This window comes from Zunongwangia endophytica (assembly GCF_030409505.1).
GTDB lineage: Bacteria > Bacteroidota > Bacteroidia > Flavobacteriales > Flavobacteriaceae > Zunongwangia > Zunongwangia endophytica.
In genome coordinates this window covers 3,792,763-3,814,984 of sequence record NZ_JAUFPZ010000002.1, presented here as the reverse complement: position 1 = coordinate 3,814,984, position 22,222 = coordinate 3,792,763, and the positions used below count along the sequence as shown (strand labels likewise).

17 protein-coding genes are annotated in these 22,222 nt (G+C 36.5%); 6 read left to right on the top strand and 11 right to left on the bottom strand.

From position 1 onward, the window contains the following. Positions 1-84: 84 nt before the first annotated feature. Positions 85-912, top strand: a complete 828-nt coding sequence (gene lgt, locus QWY91_RS16670) for a prolipoprotein diacylglyceryl transferase (protein ID WP_290236636.1) — start codon at positions 85-87, stop codon at positions 910-912. Next, positions 912-1,397, top strand: a complete 486-nt coding sequence (locus tag QWY91_RS16665) for a DUF192 domain-containing protein (RefSeq protein ID WP_290236635.1) — start codon at positions 912-914, stop codon at positions 1,395-1,397. Before lgt ends, QWY91_RS16665 begins: the two co-directional genes overlap by 1 nt. A gap of 333 nt (positions 1,398-1,730) precedes the next feature. Here QWY91_RS16665 and secDF read toward each other — a convergent pair whose 3' ends face one another. From secDF to gyrB, 3 genes are all read right to left on the bottom strand, one after another. Further along, entirely contained in the window at positions 1,731-4,718 is a 2,988-nt protein-coding gene (gene secDF / locus QWY91_RS16660; protein ID WP_290236634.1) for a protein translocase subunit SecDF, read from the bottom strand. A 161-nt stretch (positions 4,719-4,879) separates the two neighbouring features. Then, positions 4,880-5,806 carry a malate dehydrogenase gene (gene mdh / locus QWY91_RS16655; protein WP_290236633.1) on the bottom strand — a complete coding sequence of 309 codons (927 nt, stop codon included), beginning with the start codon at positions 5,804-5,806 and terminating at the stop codon, positions 4,880-4,882. Between the two features lie 232 nt (positions 5,807-6,038). After that, entirely contained in the window at positions 6,039-7,979 is a 1,941-nt protein-coding gene (gyrB, locus tag QWY91_RS16650; RefSeq protein ID WP_290236632.1) for a DNA topoisomerase (ATP-hydrolyzing) subunit B, read from the bottom strand. A 426-nt stretch (positions 7,980-8,405) separates the two neighbouring features. Here gyrB and QWY91_RS16645 point away from each other — a divergent pair, with 426 nt between their 5' ends. Continuing rightward, positions 8,406-8,966, top strand: a complete 561-nt coding sequence (locus QWY91_RS16645) for a DUF2911 domain-containing protein (protein WP_290236631.1) — start codon at positions 8,406-8,408, stop codon at positions 8,964-8,966. A 52-nt stretch (positions 8,967-9,018) separates the two neighbouring features. Here the strand turns inward: QWY91_RS16645 and QWY91_RS16640 are convergent, their stop codons facing one another. Further along, entirely contained in the window at positions 9,019-9,651 is a 633-nt protein-coding gene (locus tag QWY91_RS16640) for a 7-carboxy-7-deazaguanine synthase QueE (protein ID WP_290236630.1), read from the bottom strand. Positions 9,652-9,739: 88 nt separating this feature from the next. Here QWY91_RS16640 and QWY91_RS16635 point away from each other — a divergent pair, with 88 nt between their 5' ends. From QWY91_RS16635 to QWY91_RS16625, 3 genes are all read left to right on the top strand, one after another. After that, positions 9,740-11,053 (top strand): D-alanyl-D-alanine carboxypeptidase/D-alanyl-D-alanine-endopeptidase, encoded by a 1,314-nt coding sequence (locus QWY91_RS16635; RefSeq protein WP_290236629.1) that lies wholly within the window; start codon positions 9,740-9,742, stop codon positions 11,051-11,053. 15 nt (positions 11,054-11,068) lie between these two features. Beyond that, positions 11,069-12,124 carry a S66 peptidase family protein gene (locus QWY91_RS16630; RefSeq protein WP_290236628.1) on the top strand — a complete coding sequence of 352 codons (1,056 nt, stop codon included), beginning with the start codon at positions 11,069-11,071 and terminating at the stop codon, positions 12,122-12,124. Between the two features lie 177 nt (positions 12,125-12,301). Continuing rightward, positions 12,302-12,862: a hypothetical protein gene (locus QWY91_RS16625; protein WP_290236627.1), complete on the top strand. Its 561-nt coding sequence runs from the start codon at positions 12,302-12,304 to the stop codon at positions 12,860-12,862. Positions 12,863-13,004: 142 nt separating this feature from the next. On the opposite strand, the gene ftsZ is transcribed toward QWY91_RS16625, so the two are convergent. Genes ftsZ through murD form a run of 7 tightly spaced genes read right to left on the bottom strand, consistent with a single transcriptional unit; the run spans position 13,005 to position 22,222 of the window. Further along, positions 13,005-15,098, bottom strand: coding sequence for a cell division protein FtsZ (gene ftsZ, locus QWY91_RS16620; protein ID WP_290236626.1), 2,094 nt, complete (start codon positions 15,096-15,098; stop codon positions 13,005-13,007). Between the two features lie 37 nt (positions 15,099-15,135). Then, entirely contained in the window at positions 15,136-16,482 is a 1,347-nt protein-coding gene (gene ftsA / locus QWY91_RS16615; protein WP_290236625.1) for a cell division protein FtsA, read from the bottom strand. 3 nt (positions 16,483-16,485) lie between these two features. Then, positions 16,486-17,202, bottom strand: a complete 717-nt coding sequence (locus tag QWY91_RS16610) for a cell division protein FtsQ/DivIB (protein WP_290236624.1) — start codon at positions 17,200-17,202, stop codon at positions 16,486-16,488. Then, positions 17,192-18,547 (bottom strand): UDP-N-acetylmuramate--L-alanine ligase, encoded by a 1,356-nt coding sequence (murC, locus tag QWY91_RS16605; protein WP_290236623.1) that lies wholly within the window; start codon positions 18,545-18,547, stop codon positions 17,192-17,194. Before murC ends, QWY91_RS16610 begins: the two co-directional genes overlap by 11 nt. Before the next feature lies 1 nt (position 18,548). After that, positions 18,549-19,649, bottom strand: a complete 1,101-nt coding sequence (gene murG, locus QWY91_RS16600) for an undecaprenyldiphospho-muramoylpentapeptide beta-N-acetylglucosaminyltransferase (RefSeq protein WP_290236622.1) — start codon at positions 19,647-19,649, stop codon at positions 18,549-18,551. After that, entirely contained in the window at positions 19,646-20,854 is a 1,209-nt protein-coding gene (locus QWY91_RS16595; RefSeq protein WP_290236621.1) for an FtsW/RodA/SpoVE family cell cycle protein, read from the bottom strand. The genes murG and QWY91_RS16595 overlap by 4 nt, the downstream gene beginning before the upstream one ends. A gap of 30 nt (positions 20,855-20,884) precedes the next feature. After that, positions 20,885-22,222: a UDP-N-acetylmuramoyl-L-alanine--D-glutamate ligase gene (gene murD / locus QWY91_RS16590; RefSeq protein ID WP_290236620.1), complete on the bottom strand. Its 1,338-nt coding sequence runs from the start codon at positions 22,220-22,222 to the stop codon at positions 20,885-20,887.

Here is a 22,222-nt window from a genome sequence, read left to right as displayed (position 1 = left end):
TTCCTGATTATTGATTAAACTGCTTTTTATAGGCGAAGTTTTATCAAATATGTATATTTACAGCTAATTCGATAATTAAGAATAATGCTAGTCAACGCAATTAGATGGAGCCCTTCTGAAGGGATAGACTTAGGAATTCTAACCATACACTATTATAGCTTAATGTTTCTTATTGCCTTCGGTTTAGGCTGGTATATCATGAAGGCTATTTACACAAGAGAAGGTATCGAATTAGAGAAACTAGATTCTTTATTTATTTATACTGTTCTTGCTACACTAATAGGTGCAAGACTTGGGCATGTGTTGTTTTATGACTGGGATTATTTTCAGCATCACCTTTTAGAAATATTCTTACCGGTTAAATTCGAACCAGAATTTCAATTTACCGGCTTTAGAGGTTTAGCAAGTCACGGAGCCGCAATCGGAATTATTACGGCAATGTATTTATACCGAAAAAGAGTATTAGACAAACCCGTATTATGGATTTTAGACCGAATTGTTATTCCTGTTGCGTGTGGCGGTATATTTGTTAGAATTGGGAATTTTATGAATTCTGAAATCATTGGAAAACCAACAAATAGCGATTACGGAATAATCTTCCAGAACCTAGGAGAATCCTTCCCTCGCCATCCTGCTCAGCTTTACGAGAGCTTTTGCTATCTACTTGTATTTCTTTTATTGTATTTCCTATACTGGAAAACCAACAAAAGATTTAAGATTGGTTATATTTTTGGGTTATTTTTAGTTTTACTATGGACGGTTAGATTCTTTGTAGAATTCGTTAAAGAACCACAAGTGGAAGAAAGAGCTACATGGCTTTTAAATACCGGACAGTGGCTAAGTGTGCCATTTATAATTGCTGGGCTGTATTTTATGTATCGCCCACAAAACAAACCTCAAAACGCGCATTAGTGGTTAAAAAGCTCTTTAAAATAGGTATTTTAGGTTTCGCTATTATCTTCACATCCTGTAAAAATGATGAAGGAAAGACAGTAGAAACCGAAGAAATTGAATTTCGAAAAGACGCGGAATTATATCTAATTGATACCTCTGGCGATACGTTACAATCTTTGGATATAGAAATAGCAGATGACGATTATTCTAGAGCTACAGGATTAATGTATCGAGAATCTTTAGAACAAGATCACGGAATGCTTTTCGTTTACAGCAGCGCTGCACGTAGAAGCTTTTATATGAAAAACACATATATTCCACTAGACTTAGTTTTCTTTGCTTCAGACAGCACTATAGTAAGTTTTCAGAAAGATGCTAAACCATTAGATGAAACTTCACTCCCATCTGTAGAACCCGCTCAGTTTATACTCGAGATAAATGCAGGAGCTTCAGAAAGCTGGGGACTGACAAAAGGAGATCACTTCAGCGTTCAGCAAAATTAAGAAGTCTTCTTTTTTACTTTACAACTGCAGTAAAACAGCATTTCTCTATATAACGGAATTATCAAGAAGGAGGTATTTGCGCATACCTTCTGAAGTTTTCTATGCCTCAGGAAACATATCCTTATACCTACTCTAAAAAACTTCTAGAAACTCGATTCTTGTAATTTGATTGCTAATCCAATCTTCAGATTAAAAGCAATTCAGAATTGATTAATCTCGACTTTAATTATAAGAGTAGCGTTGGCGAATTATCGATATTAATTTCAATAATAAATAAAAAAATCCCCACAGAAACTGTGGGGATTTTTTTATTCTTATAAGAAACTTAACTGGTTAAGCCACGGTTTCTTCTTCTACTTCTTTTTTATCCTGTAATGACGACTTCTTCTTAACGCTATCAAACATCACCGGTGTAGCGATAAATAACGAGGAATATGTACCAACTACAACACCAACAATAAGAGCAAACATAAAGCCTCGAATACTTTCTCCTCCGAAAATAAATATTGCAAGCAATACTACTAATGTCGTTAAAGAGGTATTCAACGTACGACTTAACGTACTATTTAAAGCTGCATTTACCGTTTTACCTAAGTTCCAAGTGTTGTGCTCGTTTACAAATTCTCTAATTCTATCAAATACTACCACAGTATCATTCAGCGAGTAACCAATTACAGTTAAAATTGCTGCAATAAATGCCTGATTGATTTCCATGCTAAAAGGCATAAACTTGTACAATAATGAAAATACACCAAGTACAATTAGCACATCATGGAATACCGCCGCAACAGCCCCTAAACTAAATTGCCATTTTCTAAACCTTAATAGAATATAAAGGAATACTACTATTAAAGAACCTAAAACAGCCCAGAAAGAAGCAGTCTTAATATCATCGGCGATTGTAGGACCTACTTTCATAGACTCCATAATACCTACCGTTTTATCTGAAGAACCATTGATAAATTCATCCTCTGTGATATCACCTGGCAAGAACGGCTGAAGACCTTCAAAAAGACCTTCCTGAATTTCCTGATCTACTTCAGTACCTTCATTATCCACTTTGTAATTTGTGGTGATCTTCAACTGATTGTTTGGACCAAAAGTTTTTGCTTCAGCATTACCAAATCGCTCTACAAGAACATTTTGAACTTCAGTAGGATTCACATCTTGATCGAATCTAACTGTATAGGTACGACCTCCAACAAAATCAACTCCAAAATTTAATTGCTGAGTAAATAACGATCCTAAACTGATTACAATCAATATTCCTGAAATGATATAAGCAATTTTTCTTTTCCCAAGAAAATCGCTGTTCATTCCTTTGAATAGGTTTTTAGTTATTCCGGTAGCAAATTCTAGCGATTTACCATTCTTACCATACCCATCGATAAACAAACGAGTAATAAATATTGCAGTAAATAATGAAGTTGCGATACCAATTAATAAAGTTGTCGCAAAACCTTTAATCGGTCCAGTACCTAAAATCAATAATATAAAACCGGTAAGACCAGTTGTGATGTTTGCATCTAAAATTGAAGATAGTGCATTACTAAATCCATCTTTTATAGATTCGGCTTGTGATTTTCCTTTAGCTAATTCCTCTTTAATACGTTCAAAGATCAGCACGTTGGCATCAACCGACATACCTATTGTTAATACGATACCAGCGATACCAGGCAATGTAAGTACAGCGCCTAAACCAGCTAATATTCCGAAAATAAACAAGATGTTTACGATAAGTGCGATATCAGCAAAAACTCCGGCTTTTCCGTAGTAGAAAATCATCCAAACTAATACTAACACCAAAGCGATTGCGAAAGAAAGCATACCACTATCAATAGCTTCCTGACCTAAAGATGGCCCAACGATTTCACTTTGAATAATATCTGCGGAAGCAGGTAATTTACCAGCTCTAAGAACATTCGCTAAATCTTTTCCTTCTTCAATACCAAAATCTCCGGTGATTTCACTTCTTCCTCCAGAAATAGCTCCTGTAGAAACTCCGGGTGCAGAATACACTACATCATCTAAAACAATAGCGATTTGTGTTTGATTACTTGAAGCATAACCTGTCATTTCTTCCCACAACTTAGCTCCTGTTCCATCCATTTGCATAGATACAGCTACACGACCAACCTGATCGTAAGTTTGTTGTGCATCTGTAATAACACTACCACTCAATGGAGGTTCGTTATCTCTATTCGATTTTAACGCATATAAACCTGTTGCATTAGTATCATCATCTGCCACCCCCCAAACAAATCTTGCATAACGTTGTTCCGCAGGAAGAAGATTTCTTACCTGAGGCATACTTAAGTAAGTGTTTACTTTAGCAGTATCCTGAACATTAAAATATGCTAAAACAGGACCTCCTTGCGCTCCTGGCCCAATGATTAAGTCGAATAATGGATTATTAGACTGTACAGAAGTACTATCTTCAGCATCTGCTAATAAATCATCGATATCACTATTTTCCTGAGATGTAGAATCAGCAACATCAGCTGCTTGCTCTTCTTCTGAAACAATACCTTTTAAAACTTGGTTGGCTTGAGTAAGGAAAGGACCAAATTCGTTATTTTTAAATACATGCCAGAACTCTAACTGAGCAGTACTTTGTAATAAATTCTGAATTCGGTTTACATCTTTAGCTCCTGGAAGTTCTACTAAAATTCTTCCTGAATTCCCTAAACGTTGAATATTTGGTTGAGTAACACCAAATTTATCGATACGCTTACGTAATACTTCAAAAGCTGAAGTAATCGACTCGTCCACTTTTTGTCTTACGATCGGCTTAACCTCATCGTTAGACATATCGTAAGTAACGTCGTCACTTAAAGTCTTATTAGCAAAAATATCTGGAGAAGCTAACTGAGCATCTGGAATAGCATCGAATTTTTCAAAGAAAATATCAATATAATCATCCTGACTAGTTACTGAAGCTTCTCTAGCTTCGACAAGTGCTTTATTGAAAGCAGGATCATCAGAATCATTTGCTAAACCTCTAATAATATCTTCAACAGAGATCTGTAGAATAACATTGATTCCCCCTTTAAGGTCTAAACCTTTGTTTAATTCTTTATCCTTAGCAGCATTATAAGTAATCCCGGCAATGATCTCGTTATTCCCGATGGAATCTAGATAATCTTGTTCTGCCTGATCTCTTAAATCTGAATAATTCTCTACATTTTCGTCAATCCTCTGTGCCGCAAATTCTTCTGCTTCACTCTCAACACTATTTGTTAGGTATGTAAACGACAATTGGTAGATACATACTAAACCAAATAAAATTGCAAAAACTTTAATAAGTCCTTTATTCTGCATTATTCCTCAAATTATAATTAAATAGCTGTTTTTTAAAAACGGACAAATATAGCGTTTCAATACTGAAATCCCAATAATTTCTTTTTGAAAATTTTAACTTTTAAACATAAAAAAAAGCCACATAAAATGTGGCTTTTTAGCTGTGTTTAAAGGGGGTAAAACTATAGTTCTAATAAACCATTTGTCTTTTTCACACCTTCTGCGCTTTCTTTTATTTTAGTTTTTTCTGCATCGTTTAATTCGATTTCAACGATTTTTTCTAAACCGTCTTTACCAATTACTGCAGGCACACCAATTGCGATATCTTCCAGTCCGTATTCTCCTTCAAGATAAGCTGAACATGGGAAAATTTTCTTTTGATCACAAGCAATAGCTTGTACTAAAGCAGAAACTGCGGCACCTGGAGCGTACCATGCACTAGTTCCTAATAGTTTAGTTAGCGTAGCACCACCAACCTTAGTGTCTTCAGAAACCTGAGTTAAACGATCATCTGAAAGAAATGCAGTTACTGGAATACTGTTACGAGTTGCTAATCTAGTAAGTGGTACCATTCCGGTATCACTGTGACCACCAATTACCATTCCGTCTACATCAGATATTGGAGCTTCTAAAGCTTCGGCTAATCTATATTTGAAACGAGCACTATCTAAAGCACCACCCATTCCAATGATCTTATTCTTTGGAAGGCCTGTTGTTTTATGTACTAAATATGTCATCGTATCCATTGGATTACTAACAACTATTAGCGTCACATTTGGAGAATGCTTAATAAGATTACTTGATACTTCTTTAACGATACCAGCGTTAATACCAATTAGTTCCTCACGCGTCATTCCTGGTTTTCTAGGAATACCACTGGTAATTACTGCTACATCACTACCGGCTGTTTTAGAATAATCGTTGGTACTTCCTGTTATTTTAGTATCAAAACTGTTTAAAGAAGCAGTCTGCATAAGGTCCATTGCTTTACCTTCTGCATAACCTTCTTTAATATCTAATAATACAACTTCTGAAGCGAAGTTTTTAATGGCAACATATTCAGCGCAGCTAGCACCTACAGAACCAGCTCCTACTACTGTAACTTTCATTTTATAAATTTATCGGTTAATATCTATTTCAAAAATACAAATAATGATGTTGGATTACTAATAAAGACAGGTTAAATAGCTGAACCCTACATCACGTAATTTCAATTATTAGATCAATTAAGATTCTTAAAAAATCAGGTGTTTTCTGAAAAGCATCAAATTTTGAATACGGTACAAAATGAAAAAACCCGGAATATCTTCCGGGTTTTATTTTAAATCTTTAGCTTTTGCATTATGCGTCAATATTCGCATATTTTGCATTCTTTTCTATAAATTCTCTACGTGGCGGCACTTCATCCCCCATTAACATAGAGAAAATACGATCTGCCTCGCCAGTATTATCGATAGTTACCTGTCTTAATTTTCTGTGCTCAGGATCCATGGTTGTATCCCAAAGTTGCTCTGCATTCATCTCACCAAGACCTTTATAACGTTGAATCTGTACTCCTCCGCTATAACTTTCAGCAATTTCATCACGCTCCTTCTCGCTCCATGCATATCGCTTTTTCTGCCCTTTTTTCACTAAATATAGTGGCGGCGTAGCAATATATATGTGTCCTTGCTCGATAAGCTCCTTCATATATCTAAAGAAGAAAGTAAGAATAAGCGTTTCGATATGGCTACCATCCACATCGGCATCACACATAATCACGATTTTGTGATAACGAAGCTTAGAAATGTTTAATGCTTTGGTATCTTCCTCAGTCCCTATCGTTACACCTAGCGCGGTGTAAATATTTTTAATTTCTTCGTTATCAAAAACACGGTGAGACATTGCCTTTTCTACGTTCAGAATTTTACCTCGAAGTGGCAAAATTGCCTGAAAGTTTCGATCACGCCCTTGCTTTGCCGTTCCACCTGCCGAGTCACCCTCTACAAGAAAAACTTCACATTGTGTTGGATCTACTTCAGAGCAATCTGATAATTTCCCAGGTAAACCTCCAATACTCATGGCTGTTTTACGCTGCACCATTTCACGGGCTTTCTTGGCAGCGTTACGAGCCTGAGCGGCAAGAATTACTTTTTGAACGATCGTTTTTGCATCGTTAGGATTTTCTTCCAGATAATTCTCAAGCATTTCTGAAACTGCTTGTGATACTGCTGAAGTTACTTCCCTGTTCCCTAATTTAGTTTTAGTTTGACCTTCAAACTGAGGTTCTGCAACTTTTACTGAAATAATTGCGGTTAATCCTTCACGGAAATCATCACCAGTAACTTCGAATTTCACCTTTTCAAGTAACCCTGAAGCATCTGCATATTTCTTTAAAGTGGTCGTTAAACCTCTTCTAAAACCAGAAAGGTGAGTTCCTCCTTCATGCGTATTAATATTGTTTACGTAAGAATGAAGATTTTCATTAAACGTATCGTTATAAACCATGGCTACTTCAACAGGAATACCGTTTTTTTCGCCTTCCATGCTTACCACATCAGAAATAATAGGATCTCTAGACTTATCTAAAAACCGGATAAATTCTTTTAGACCTTCATCTGAGTGAAAAACCTCTCCTAAATATTCACCTTCTTTATCTTTCTCGCGCTTATCGGTTAGCACGATTGTTATCCCTTTATTTAAATAAGCCAATTCACGCATACGCTTTGCAAGCGTTTCGTAGCTATATTCTAAAGTTTGCTGAAAAATAGATGGATCTGGCTTAAAAGTAACCAAAGTACCACCAAGTTCTGTTTCTCCAACCTGCTTTACAGGATACATAGGTTTACCGAGTTCATACTCCTGCTCCCAAATTTGCCCATCACGATAAACTGTAGCCTTTAAATGTGTAGACAATGCGTTAACCACACTTACCCCTACACCATGCAGACCACCAGAAACTTTATAAGAATCTTTATCAAACTTACCTCCTGCACCAATCTTGGTCATTACAACCTCTAATGCCGAAACACCTTCTTTCTTATGAAGATCGATTGGAATACCACGACCGTTATCTTCTACGGTAATAGAATTATCTTCGTTTATATCAACTTTTATAGAGTCACAATGCCCCGCTAACGCCTCATCAATAGAGTTGTCAACTACTTCGTAAACCAAATGATGCAAACCTCTCACACCGGTATCTCCTATATACATTGAAGGTCGCATGCGAACATGCTCCATTCCTTCAAGCGCCTGTATACTATCAGCCGAATACTTTTTTACCTTGGCTTCTTCGCTCATATTTTGCTAATTAAATTCGTCTCTATTTGAATAACGAACAAATATAACAAAACGTTAATTTCTTTGAACCAATCCCTGACTCTAAACCCTTTAAGTTATCAACAATTTGTGCAAAAAAAGCCCATGACAATAAGAGAAATTCTCTATCGTCACGGGCATAACAAACCACACGTTTATTGTAATATTTTAAGCTCTGTTTTTTCTTCTCACAAATATGATTCAGAACTTACAATTATTAAACATAAAAGATTGTTTACATTACACCTTACTATTAATTAGTCTGAATTTAGATATTATTTAAACCAATTTTTAATTTAATCCTTAGATGATTTTCAGAATGTAACATATAAAAATTTTAACAGCTTATAAACAGCTTAATTATACACACGTCATATATTTACTTAAAACATAAATGACACAGGAATTATGAAGAAATTAATGATAATGACCGTTTTAGCTTTAGGACTTAGCGGTACAGCAACACTTTCTGCACAAACTCAAGGACCTAATTTTGCAAAAATGGATGTGAGTCCTATGGATATCGCATTATACCGTAACGATAATAATGAGCCAATTGCTAGAGTAATCTACAGTAGGCCACAACGTAGAGATCGCGAAGTTTTTGGAAAACTAGTGCCTTTTGGCGAAGTTTGGAGAACAGGGGCTAACGAAGCTACCGAGGTAACGTTTTACAAAGATGTGATGATCGCAGGCGCTAAAATCGATGCGGGAAGTTATACTTTATATTCTATTCCGAAAGAAAAAGAATGGACTATCATATTGAATAAAAAAACGCTTACCTGGGGAGCTTACGAATATAGCTCTGAAATGGACCTTGCGAGAATCAACGTACCAGTTAGACAGATGCAAAATTCGGTAGACGCCTTATCAATGAGTTTTGAGAAAGATGAAGAAACTAAAGGTGCAAATCTTTTAATTGGATGGGATAAGAGTTACGTAAAAATCCCTATGAAAGTTGCCAAATAATAACAACTTAGAATAAACAATAAAAAAGCCTCCGATCGGAGGCTTTTTTATTTTACGGTATATTCAAATATTTATGAGTTTGTAATGAAACCTTCCATCTTGGATTTTTCATTACGTAATCTACAATCATCGGTATTACTTTATCACGATTACTCCACTCTGGCTGTAGATACAAAATACAGTTTTCACTTACCTGCGCTGCCTGTTCTTCTGCGAACTTAAAATCATGCTTATTAAAGATAATCACTTTAAGTTCATGCGCCAAAGGATAAATCTCAGGCTCAGGTAATTTAATTTTTTTAGGAGAAAGACAGATCCAATCCCATATTCCGGTAAGTGGATAAGCTCCCGAAGTTTCGATATGTATCTGGCAATCCTGCTTTTTAAGTGTAGAAGTTAAAGTCGTCATATCCCATGTTAACGGCTCTCCTCCTGTAATAACGATCGTTTTACTAAACTTAGTGGCTTTTTCTACAATTTCGCCTACATGTGTTGGGGGATGCAAACCTGCATCCCAACTTTCCTTTACATCACACCAATGGCAACCAACATCGCAACCACCAATCCTAATAAAATAAGCAGCTGTTCCTTTATGAAATCCTTCGCCCTGGATAGTATAAAATTCTTCCATTAGCGGAAGCATTATTCCTCTGTCTACCAGCTCCTGTGTTTCTTCTGTAATCATAGCTTGCAAAGATAGGGAATCAAATATTATTTGCTGCAAAAGTGATCTATCAAAAAACTTTCTTACTTTCAGGACAAATTTAGCCAATTTGAAAAATACGACCCTATTACTTTTCTCCTTAATCACCATTGCGCTTACAAGCTGCGCTTCTTCCAAAAAAACCACTAGAAATTTAGAAGCCATATTCGAGAATTCTCCTGAATTTAAGCAAGGTTTCGCTGGTTTGGTTATTTATGATCCGGAGACTAAAAAAACAATATTCAATAAAAATGGAGACAAATATTTTACTCCGGCATCTAACACGAAGCTAGTTACTTTTTACACTTCTTTAAAGACACTTGGTGATTCTATCCCAGCTATAAAATATGCTATTTACGGCGATAGTCTTATTTTTAAAGGAACTGGCGACCCAAGTTTGTTGTATGACGACTTAAGCAGTGAAAATATACTTCAGTTTCTTGCTGAAACTGATAAAAAATTGTTTCTCCTAAAAACAAATTACACGGAAGAACATTTTGGGCCCGGTTGGGCTTGGGATGATTTTAATGGAAGTTATTCAGCGGAAAGAAATGCTTTCCCGATCTACGGAAATACCCTTCAGTTTGAATTCGACAAGAATCTTGATTCGCCCAAAATCTATCCGGATGTTTTTATCGATTCAGTTTATGCTGAAGAGAATACAGAATTAACAAAGAATGTTTATCGCGATAAAAACAGCAACAAATTTCTGTACACTCAATTTAAAAGAACAGAAAATTATACTCAGGATGTTCCTTTTATTACTTCAGAATTTACCTCAGCAAAACTTTTAAGCGACACGATTAGAAAAGAAGTGATGCTTATAAAAAAACTTCCTAAAAATATCCAATTAGACCAGGTAATCTATAGCAATAAAGCCGATAGCCTTTATAAAAAAATGCTTCAGGAAAGTGATAATTTTATAGCTGAACAACTTTTGTTGCTTTCCGCAGAAAAATTGTCTGATACCCTTAAAACTAATATCGCCATAAATTACGCGCAGGAAAATTTATTGAATGACCTCCCGGACAAAATAAATTGGCACGATGGGTCCGGCCTTACCAGATACAATCTATTTACCCCAAGAAGTCTTATTGCACTTATCAATAAAATTACTGCTGAAATTGGTGAGGAAAGATTCAAATCGCTTTTGCCTGTAGGTGGAGAGTCAGGTACACTTAAAAATAGCTATAAAGCCAACGAATCTTATATTTACGCTAAATCTGGATCGCTGAGAAATAATCACTCCTTAAGCGGATTATTAATTACCAAAAGCGGAAAGACATTATATTTTAGTTTTATGAATAGTAATTACATTGTTCCTTATTCGCAACTTACAAAAGCAATGGAAGAAGTTCTAAAAACTGTTCGTAACCAGTATTAAACCTTAACAACGATCATGGAAAGACGCAAATTTCTACAAAATATTGGCTTAACCAGCCTTGCACTACCTTTAACCTCCTATGCAAGCAATACTTTCTACGGAAATAAAAGCACGGCAAAAACCCTAAAACCGAAAGCTCTAAAAGAAGGAGACACAATTGGAATTGTAAGTCCTGCAAGTGCGATTTTTGAAACTGAGCCTTACCAAATAGCTAAAGCTTCTTTTGAAGCTATGGGATTGAAAGTAAAATTCGGTAAAAACATTAAAAAGCGATACGGTCATCTTGCGGGTACCGATAAAGAAAGAGCATCAGAATTAAACGATATGTTTAAAGATGATGAAGTAAACGCTATAATCGCATTGCGTGGTGGTTCGGGTTCGGCTAGAATTCTGGATTTATTGGATTATGAAGTAATCAAAAGTAACCCGAAAATATTTATTGGCTATAGCGATATTACGGCGCTTCATTTAGCTATTTTCCAAAAAACAGGATTAGTTACATTTCATGCTCCGGTAGCCGTTTCTACATGGAATAGTTTTAGTGTTTCTCATCTAAAAGCGATTCTTTTTGATAAGGAAAGTACGCTTTTAGAAAACCCAAAATCCATTGGCGACAATTTAGTGCAGACCAAAAATCTTACTCGAACTATTAATTCTGGAAAGGTAAAAGCTAAACTTCTTGGCGGAAATTTATCGGTTCTTACCGGTATTATGGGTAGCGATTATTTTCCTAAAGATTGGACAGATAAAATTTTATATATCGAGGATGTTGGAGAGAAAGTATATGCAGTCGATCGTATGATGACTCAACTTCAACTTGGTGGCGTTTTAGATCAAATTAAAGGTTTCGTTTTTGGAAAATGTACTGAATGTGATCCCGGAGGAAGTGGCTACGGAAGTTTAACTTTAGAAGAAGTTTTAGATCACTACATTAAGCCGTTAGATATTCCTGCATTTAGTGGTGCCATGATTGGACATATTGATGATAACAGCACCATCCCGAATGGAATTGAAGCTGAAATTAATGCCGATTCGGGCTCTATTCAATTATTAGAAGCCGCAGTAATATGAGCTCATACTAAAAAAATCCTTTCCTGCAATTACTAGGTATTGCTTACTTTTATAAAAATTTAAGAATTCACATTCGATAAAATCTTCCATTAAAAATGATTTAATGGAATACCAAATCTTATATATAAGCGTTAATTAATTTACGCAAAATTAAAACAACAGCAATTACTCTTAAACATGAAGAAACATATACTGCCCTTATTTATTTTAGCTTCCATATTATTAACCTCTTGCCAGAAAGACGAGGACAATCCTTTTTTGATTACTGCAACCCAGGTAGGGAAATTAAATAAAGAGATCAAAATAAACCAATTAGACTCCCTTTATCAGGAAGATTCTCTGGTAAAACAAGTAAGCGGGCCTATGCAATTAAGAGCTACAGATGAAATTCAGGTTTTTGAAAAAGGAGGAGATCCGCTGTTAACTTTAGAGCCATTACAGGAATTCGATAGCACTAGCACTATTGGTTATATTAGAGTTTTAGATCCACGATTTAAAACTAAAGCAGGCTTAAATTCTCAAAGTACATTTAAAGATATCGTTGAAAATTATAAAATCTCGCGAATAGAAAACACAATCAGTTCAGCAGTTGTATTTCTAGACGAGATCAATGCTTACATAAGTATCGATAAAAAAGAACTTCCTTCTAGTTTACGTTATGACACCGATGCTAAAATTAGATCTTCACAGATACCAGACGATGCTAAAATAAAGTATTTTATGATCTACTGGGATTAGATTAAAATGATTCAAAAATCATATAATTTTTAATCATTTTTCGATTGATAATGATTTCAAATAGATAAAATCAACTTTAGGATATAAAATAAAAAAAGAGGCTAAAAGCCTCTTTTTTTATGATCCATTTTAAATCTTTCGACTAGTCTACATTATCATGTAGAAATGAATTATTTCTTCTGAACTGGAGATCGTTATTTTCGTCCTGTCCCAAAGTGGTACGTGACATTTTACTTTCTCCAGGATTAGAACTATCAAGATTAATTCCTGCTCTTTTATAAGCCGGTTGCTTTTCTATTTCTTCAATTTGAGAAGCATTACTTCTAAACTTATAATTGAATTCTTTCATTTTCGCTCTACGCTCAGCAGCACGTTCAACAACATGCTCTGGGATTGGATTATTAAAAGGATTTTCATCTTGAGAATCTTCCTTTTGTGGAGCTGGTTGCACAGTTCGTTTTTCAAAAGCGATACTTTCTTCCTTTGGCTCTTCCTTTTTAGGTTTGCTTGCCGGTTTAGAATTCTCTAACTGCTGTTCAAACTCCATATAATCGTCCAGACTGTATCTTTTCACAGCACCTTCAGCTGAGTTTTCTGAAGCTGAAACAACTTCAACAGGCTCGTTTACTTCGATATCCTTCACCTCATTTGTCGGCTCATCAGTATTAAGCGTATGTCTAATTACCGATTGTTGCTTTACTTCCTGCTGTGGTTGCTGCTTTGGAGCTTCAACTTGTTCTCTTGAAACTGGTTCTTTTTGCTGCTCTTTATTTATAGGAAAGTCGAATGTAAACATAAACTGATCATCTTCATCTTCCTCATTTCCAGAATTATCAGATTCAGCATTAGTGTCATTGATAACAAAATCTTCAGGATTTACATCATCGTAAAACACATCCATATTGTACGCCGATGGCGGCGTATAAAGATCAGGATCTTTAGCAGGTGCCGGAGAAGGCTCATTGCGAACTACTTCCTTTTGTTGCGGTCTTGCTTGAGGCTGCATCTGCGGTTTTGGTTGCGGCTCTTCACGTTTTGTTTGCGGTTGAGCGCTATCCATTTCCTCTAAATTTTCATCTAAAGTATGAACGATCTTTTTTGGAGCTTCTTCTTCCTTATCTTCTTCAACTAAAGGCAATTCAGTAAAAGAACCCGGATTTTGTTTATTTGAAGGGAATTCGTGTTCCGCTTTTTGCTCATCCTCTAATGTATGGATGATCTTTTTAGTTTCAGTATTGGTGATTTCGTCCTGCTGTTCTACATTGAAACCAGTAGCAATAATAGTAACAGAGATGGCACCTTCAAGAGACTCGTCTTCACCAACACCCATAATGATATTAGCACTATGACCAGCTTCTCCCTGAATATGATCGTTAATTTCACCTATTTCATCAATAGTAATTTCTTCGGAACCGGAAACAATTAATAGCAATACATTTTGAGCACCAGTAATTTTATTATCATTTAATAACGGAGAATCTAGAGCTTTGGCGATAGCATCCTGAGCACGACTTGCACCTGAAGCATTTGCAGATCCCATTATTGCAGTACCGCTATTACTTAATACTGTCTTAGCATCTCTAAGGTCAATATTTTGTGTATAGTGGTGTGTTATAACTTCAGCAATACCTCTGGAAGCTGTTGCTAACACTTCATCGGCCTTAGAGAATCCAGCTTTAAAACCAAGATTACCGTAAACTTCACGAAGCTTATTGTTATTTATTACAATTAGAGAATCAACATGGCTACGTAGTTTTTCTACACCTCGTTGCGCCTGCTCATTCCTCATTCGACCTTCAAACTGAAAAGGAATAGTTACAATCCCAACAGTAAGAATATCCATTTCTTTTGCCTGTTTTGCGATTACAGGAGCTGCACCTGTACCGGTACCTCCTCCCATACCTGCAGTAATAAATACCATTTTGGTATTTACATCAAGCATGTTTTTAATCTCGTCAAAGCTTTCTACTGCTGCCTGCTCCCCGATTTGTGGATTAGCCCCGGCTCCTAATCCCTCTGTAAGGCTTACCCCTAATTGGATTTTGTTAGGAACGGTACTATTTTCAAGAGCTTGCGAATCTGTGTTACAGATTACAAAATCTACTCCTTTAATCCCTAATTGATACATGTGGTTAATAGCGTTACTACCTCCACCACCTACACCAATAACTTTGATGACGTTCGATTGATTCTTTGGTAAATCGAATGATATGTCTCCGAATTCTGTATTGCTCATAAATTCAATTTTACTGGTTCTCTATTGTGCTATTTCGTTACTCTGCATTATCTAAAAAATCTTTGAACTTTTCTGCCCATTTATCGAAAACGCTTTTTCGGGGCTTAGGCTGTTCTACCTGTACCTGAGGTTCTTCTCGCTCTGGCGCAGGACCTTCTTCTTCCACTTGTACCGACTCAGGTTCTTTTTCCTTCAAAACGGCTTCTTCCTGAAAACTACTTTTGCTGGTTTCCAAACTATTCATCACCAATCCTACTGCGGTTGCATAAACAGGACTTGTGGTTTCGCTATCATTGCTACCAGCTAAATGCTCGTTAGGGAAACCGATTCTGGTATCCATCCCGGTAATATATTCTACCAACTGCTTAAGATGCTTTAACTGTGCACCTCCACCAGTTAATACAAGGCCACCGATCAATTTTTTCTTCTGATCTTCGTGACCGTAATTCTTTATTTCTAAATACACCTGTTCAATAATTTCTACTACACGAGCATGAATTATTTTAGAAAGGTTTTTTAATGTAATCTCTTTCGGTTCTCTACCGCGAAGCCCAGGAATAGAAACAATCTCATTATCCTTATTTTCTCCAGGCCATGCAGATCCAAATTTGATTTTCAGCAATTCTGCCTGCTTTTCTATGATAGAGCAACCTTCCTTAATATCTTCAGTAATTACATTTCCTCCAAATGGAATCACTGCAGTATGTCTTATAATTCCATCTTTAAAAATTGCAAGATCGGTTGTACCACCACCTATATCGATTAACGCTACACCTGCTTCTTTTTCTTCCTGACTCAATACTGCATTTGCCGAAGCTAATGGCTCTAACGTTACTGCAGAAAGATCTAATCCTGCACTTTTCACACAACGCCCGATATTTCTTATGGAAGAAACCTGACCTACTACTACGTGGAAATTTGCTTCCAAACGACCACCGTACATTCCGATTGGCTCTTTAATTTCAGCTTGGCCATCTACTTTAAATTCCTGTGGAAGCACATGGATAATTTCCTCTCCCGGAAGCATCACTAATTTATGAACCTGATTACATAAGCTGTGAATATCTTCAGCATCTATAACTTCTTCAGGATTTGGTCTTGTGATATAATCACTATGCTGCAAACTTCTTATATGTTGCCCGGCAATTCCCACCACAACATCACTAATTTTTAAGCCAGAATCTGCTTCAGCTTCCTGAATGGCCTGCTGTATGGATTGTATGGTCTGGGTAATGTTGTTTACTACGCCACGATGTACGCCAAGACTTTTAGATTTACCAATCCCAACGATCTCTACCTTTCCATATTCATTCTTCTTGCCAATCATGGCAACAATCTTGGTGGTCCCTATATCCAGCCCTACTGCAATATCATTTTGCTCCATATCTTACTTTTTAGTGCATACAACTTGGTTCCCAAACTGTAAATTCACTTTTTTATAGGTATCTAACTTTTCATCTATTAAAGCCTTTTTATAAAATGCCTTAAAATTGTTAAACTTCAATTCTATATTTTTAACTGCTCCAAAGTACACTACGAAATCGAGCTTCCGCATCTTCAATTCATAACGCCCATTTTCTAGACGATTTACAGCAGTAATATGCTTACTTAGGAAACTATCATTTTTAATATAACTTACCAACGGATATGCCTCAAAAATATTAACTTCATTAAATCCTAGCATCAAAGGCACGCGAGCAGAAAAATTCTCTGAAAGCGGCATCACTTTTCCTTTTCTATCTAAATAAAAAGACTGATTACCGACTGCCCTACCGATGGGTTTACGCTGACTTACAATTGCTGAAAGTTTTCCATCAAGATTAAGAAAAACCTCTGCATTTTCAATCATATCGTTGCTATTTAGCAGCGTCTCTACCTTATTCAAATCTAAAGTTTCTTCACCCAGGTTAGAGTCCCCTTCTTCATTTTGTATCAACAAGTTATTAACTGAATCTACCGTGATATACAAGTTCTCACTATCTGTAAAATGAACTTCTGTTCCGGTCATTTTTCGGTTGTCGTGACGCTTCTCTGCAAAACCAAATAGAAAAGCTACCAAGGCGATTAAAAGCACAAATTTTATGTAACCTAACTTAGATTTCATCTTCGAATGCTTTTTTAACCTGTTCTACTTCATTCCCAATATCACCAGCGCCAAGCATCAATACAACTTTCGCTTTACTTTGCTTAATTTTAGCAACTAAATCCTTTCTTTGGACAAGTTGCTTGTTTGGATTATCAATTTTATTCAGTAACCATTCTGAATTTACTCCTTCGATCGGTTTTTCTCTTGCCGGATAAATATCCATCAGCAAAACTTCATCAAATTGCGATAATTTTTCAGCAAAATCATCTGCAAAATCTCTTGTTCTACTGAATAAATGAGGCTGAAAAATGACCAAATTGGGTATTTCAGGATACATTTCTTCCACCGCACTAAAAACTGCATCTATCTCTGCGGGATGATGCGCATAATCATCGATAAGCGTAAACCTTTTGGATTTTAGCTTATACGAAAATCGTCTACGAACACCTGCAAAACTTTTTAATGCTTCACCCAATTCTTTTGAAGAAGTTCCATATTCCAGTGCCATAGCTAAAGCAGTAACAGCATTCATTACATTATGTCTGCCGGGCAAATGAAGAATAAATCCTTCTATAATTTCAGACGGCGTTTTTAGATCGAAATGATAACTCCCGTCGATAATCTTTATATTAATTGCTGAAAAATCAGCATCATCTTCAATTCCTATAGTTTTCCCTTTTAGCGGAAGTCCGTTTTTGATAAAAAGCGTTCCGTCTTCAGGAAGTAACTCTGCAAAGGCTTTAAATGAAGCCTGCAAATGTTCATTTACTCCGTAAATATCTAAATGATCGGCGTCCATAGAATTAATAGCCGCTATATTTGGTGAAAGATGAAGAAAAGACCGATCAAATTCATCTGCTTCAGCAACAATAACTTCATCACCCTTCAGAATTAAATTACTCTGGATGTCTTCACTAACTCCGCCCAAAAATGCTGTTACCGGAGCATTTGTTTCTTTCAGTAAATGTCCTAAAATAGCTGTTGTGGTCGTTTTCCCGTGAGTTCCTGCAACCGCAAGCGTAAAACGATCACGACTTACTAATCCAAGTACCTCTGCTCGTTTCTTCAGAATATACTGTTCCTGAATGAAATATTGATATTGTAAATTCTCTCTTGGAACTGCCGGAGTATATACTACTAAAGTGTTCTCTGCATCTTTAAATTGCTGCGGAATTTCACTAATCTCATCAATAAAAGTCACAAAAATACCTTCAGCCTCCAATTCTTTAGTAAGCACTGAAGCTGTTTTATCGTAACCGGCGACATTTTTTCCCTGGGATTTAAAGAAACGCGCTAACGCACTCATCCCGATACCGCCAATACCGATAAAATAAAAGTTTTGTATGTGACTTAACGTATTCAATCTAAGCTTTTCTGATAATTAGTTTTTCAATTTCGTCTACAATATCAGCCGTTGCATTTGGCAAGGCCATTTTCTTAATATTTACTCCTAATTTTTTCTGCTGACTTTCGTTATTCAGCAAATCAAAAAAGGTATTTTCAAATTTCTCTTCAAGCTCGTTCTCACCAATGGTGATAGCAGCATCATTTTTAGTCACTGCCATAGCATTTTTAGTCTGGTGATCTTCAGCAACATTGGGAGACGGTATAAAAATTACCGGTTTCCCTACGATACACAATTCAGATACGCTTCCTGCTCCCGCTCTCGAAATAATCACATCTGCTGCAGCATACGCCAAATCCATTCGGTTTAAAAACTGATGCACCTGCACGTTTCCTTCAGTATAAGATTTGTAATCTTCGTAATACAATTTCCCACATTGCCAGATAAGCTGCACATCTTCCTGCTTCAATCTATCGGAATGCTGAGCGACTAACTGATTCACTCTTCTTGCTCCTAAACTTCCGCCAAGAACAAGCACTGTTTTTTTATTATTATTAAGATTGAAGAAATTTTGTGCTTCTTCTCTCTTGGTATCTATATTTAATAAATCCTGTCTTACGGGATTTCCTGTTTTCTTTACTTTTTCCTTCGGAAAAAAACGCTTTACTTCATCGTAAGCGGCACAAATTACATTGGCTTTTTTGGCCAAGATCTTATTTGTGATGCCGGGAAACGAATTTTGTTCCTGAAGCAAGGTTGGTATCTCCTGCTTATTCGCCACATGAAGTAAAGGTCCGCTTGCAAATCCTCCCGTTCCAATAGCTACGTTTGGCTTAAAATCCTTAATGATCTTTTTGGATTTACTAATGCTATTCAACAATTTGAAAGGAAACATTAGATTTTTAAGCGTTAGCTTTCGTTGTAAACCGCTAATCCAAAGACCTTCGATTTCATAACCTGCTTGTGGTACTTTCTCCATCTCCATTTTATCCTGCGCTCCCACAAACTTGATCTTCGCATCGGGATAGCGGCGCTTTACCTCATCGGCAATAGCAATGGCCGGGTAGATATGACCTCCCGTACCTCCACCAGATAATATGATGCGTAAATCTTTACTCATATCGCTTCACTTAAAATATCCAGAGGATTTTCGTCCTCTGCTCTTCTATCTGCTTCTTCAGATTCTTTTTCTTCTTCTCTTTTTGCGCTTACACTAAGAATAATCCCAAGTGATAAACACGTCATCCAGATTGAGGTTCCTCCACTACTTACAAGTGGAAGAGTTTGTCCCGTTACTGGAAATAACTCGACTGCAACCGCCATATTTACCAGTGCCTGAAAGATGATCGGCAAACCAACTCCCATCACTAGCAATTTCCCGAAAACCGAATTGGCCTTTGTAGCCACGATAATAATCCTGAACAAAATCATCAAATACGCCAGCATCACCCCTAAAGCTCCAATAAGCCCCATTTCTTCTACAATTATCGCGTAGATAAAATCGGAAGATGACTGTGGCAAAAAGTTTCGCTGTACACTCTTTCCTATTCCTGTACCAGTAATCCCGCCTCTTGCAATCGCTATTTTTGCTTTTTCAATTTGATAATCGGCCTCGGTATCTTCATCATTTGTAAAATTTTCTACTCTACTTGCCCAGGTATCGATCCTATTAGGTAAAACACCAGGAAAAGCTTTTGCTGCAAGTACAAAAATTCCGAATAAAACCACTCCGGCGAGCACAACTGCCGACAAATATTTTACAGGATATCCTCCTAAAAACATGAGTACCAAAACCATAACAAAAATAATCGCGGTTGTGGAAAAATTGGCCGGCAAAATTAACATTAATACTGAACCTACGGGCACCCAAAGCGGTAAAATTGTCTCTTTAAAAGTGATTTTTTTTTCGGTGATTTTCGACATATATCTGGCGACATAAATCATTAAAACTACCGCGGCAAATGTGGACGATTGAAACGTCACTCCTAAAACCGGAATCCGTATCCATCTACTCGCATTTGCACCATCGATTACTGTTCCCTGAGCCATCGTATAAACAAGCAACACAACAACCACTGGCAACATTAAAATTGACAGGCCGCGATAATAATGGTAGGGCACTTTATGCGCTGCAAATAACACACAAAAGCCTAGCAATAAATGGAAAAAATGAACAATCAAATATTTAAACGTACTCCCATCACCATATAGGTAAGCAATGTTACTACTGGCGCTATACACCGGCAAAAATGAAAAAATTGCCAGCAGCCCGGCAGTAGCCCAGATTACCTTATCTCCTTTAATATTTGCAAAAATGTTTTCCATTTCGCTGTTTCAGTTCAACTGAATGATATTCTATAAATTTCTAACTGCTTCTTTAAACTGTCTTCCGCGGTCTTCGTAGTTTTCAAATAAATCAAAACTTGCACAAGCCGGCGAAAGTAATACGGCATCTCCTTTTTCAGAAAGTCGATAAGCCATTTTTACCGCTTCACTCATACTTTCAGTTTCTACCAAAGTCTCTACACAATTCCCAAAAGAATTAATGATCTTAGTATTATCTACACCAAGGCAAATAATAGCTTTTACTTTTTCGTTTACCAATGGCAAAAGTTCATCATAAACATTCCCTTTATCAACGCCGCCTAAGATCCAAACGGTTTGGCCTTCCATACTTTCTAAAGCGTAGTACGTTGCATTTACGTTTGTAGCTTTAGAATCGTTTATATACTGAACATTATTAATTTTAAGTACTTTTTCCAAGCGGTGCTCTACTCCCTGAAAACTCTCCATACTCTCACGAATAGTGTTCTTTCTAATCTTAAGTAGCTTTGCTACTGTAGCCGCTGCCATTGCATTCTTTGCGTTATGTTTACCCTCTAATGTTAAATCTGAAGTACTCATAGTAAACTCTGTATTTTGTGTCTTTATGATAATTTTGTCTTTTTCTATATATGCGCCATTCACCAGCTTTTTCTCCAGCGAGAATGGCAATAACTGTGCTTTAACTTTATTATTTTTCAGCCAGTTTGTAATAACCTCGTCATCTGCGTCATAAATAAAATAATCTTCCTCTGTTTGGTTCTTTGTAATCCTGAATTTAGAATTGATATAATTCTCAAATTTATAATCATATCGATCTAAATGATCGGGTGTTATATTGGTCAAAATCGCAATATGCGGCCTAAAATTTTCGATGCCATCTAACTGAAAGCTACTAAGCTCCAACACATAATAATCGGGATTGGTTTCAGCAACTTGTTTTGCAAAACTATCCCCAACATTACCAGCCATTCCTACTTTTAAGGCACCATCTTTTAAAAGATGATTTGCAAATTTTGTAGTGGTGGTTTTTCCATTACTTCCGGTAATCCCTACGATAACAGCATTGGTATATTCCGCAGCAAATTCTATTTCAGAAATAACAGGAATCCCTTTTTCCCGAAGTGCTTTAATCATCGGCACCGTATCTGGAATACCAGGACTCTTCATCACCACATCTGCATCAAAAATTTGAGCATCCGTATGCTTTTCTTCTTCCCAGTTTATATCAAGATGTTCAAGAACTTTTTTATACTTTTTTTTTATTTTTCCTTTGTCTGAAAGCCATATTTTGTAGCCTTCTTTTTTAGCCAAAATTGCAGTGCCTACACCACTTTCTCCACCACCAAGTATGACGATCTTTTTATTCAA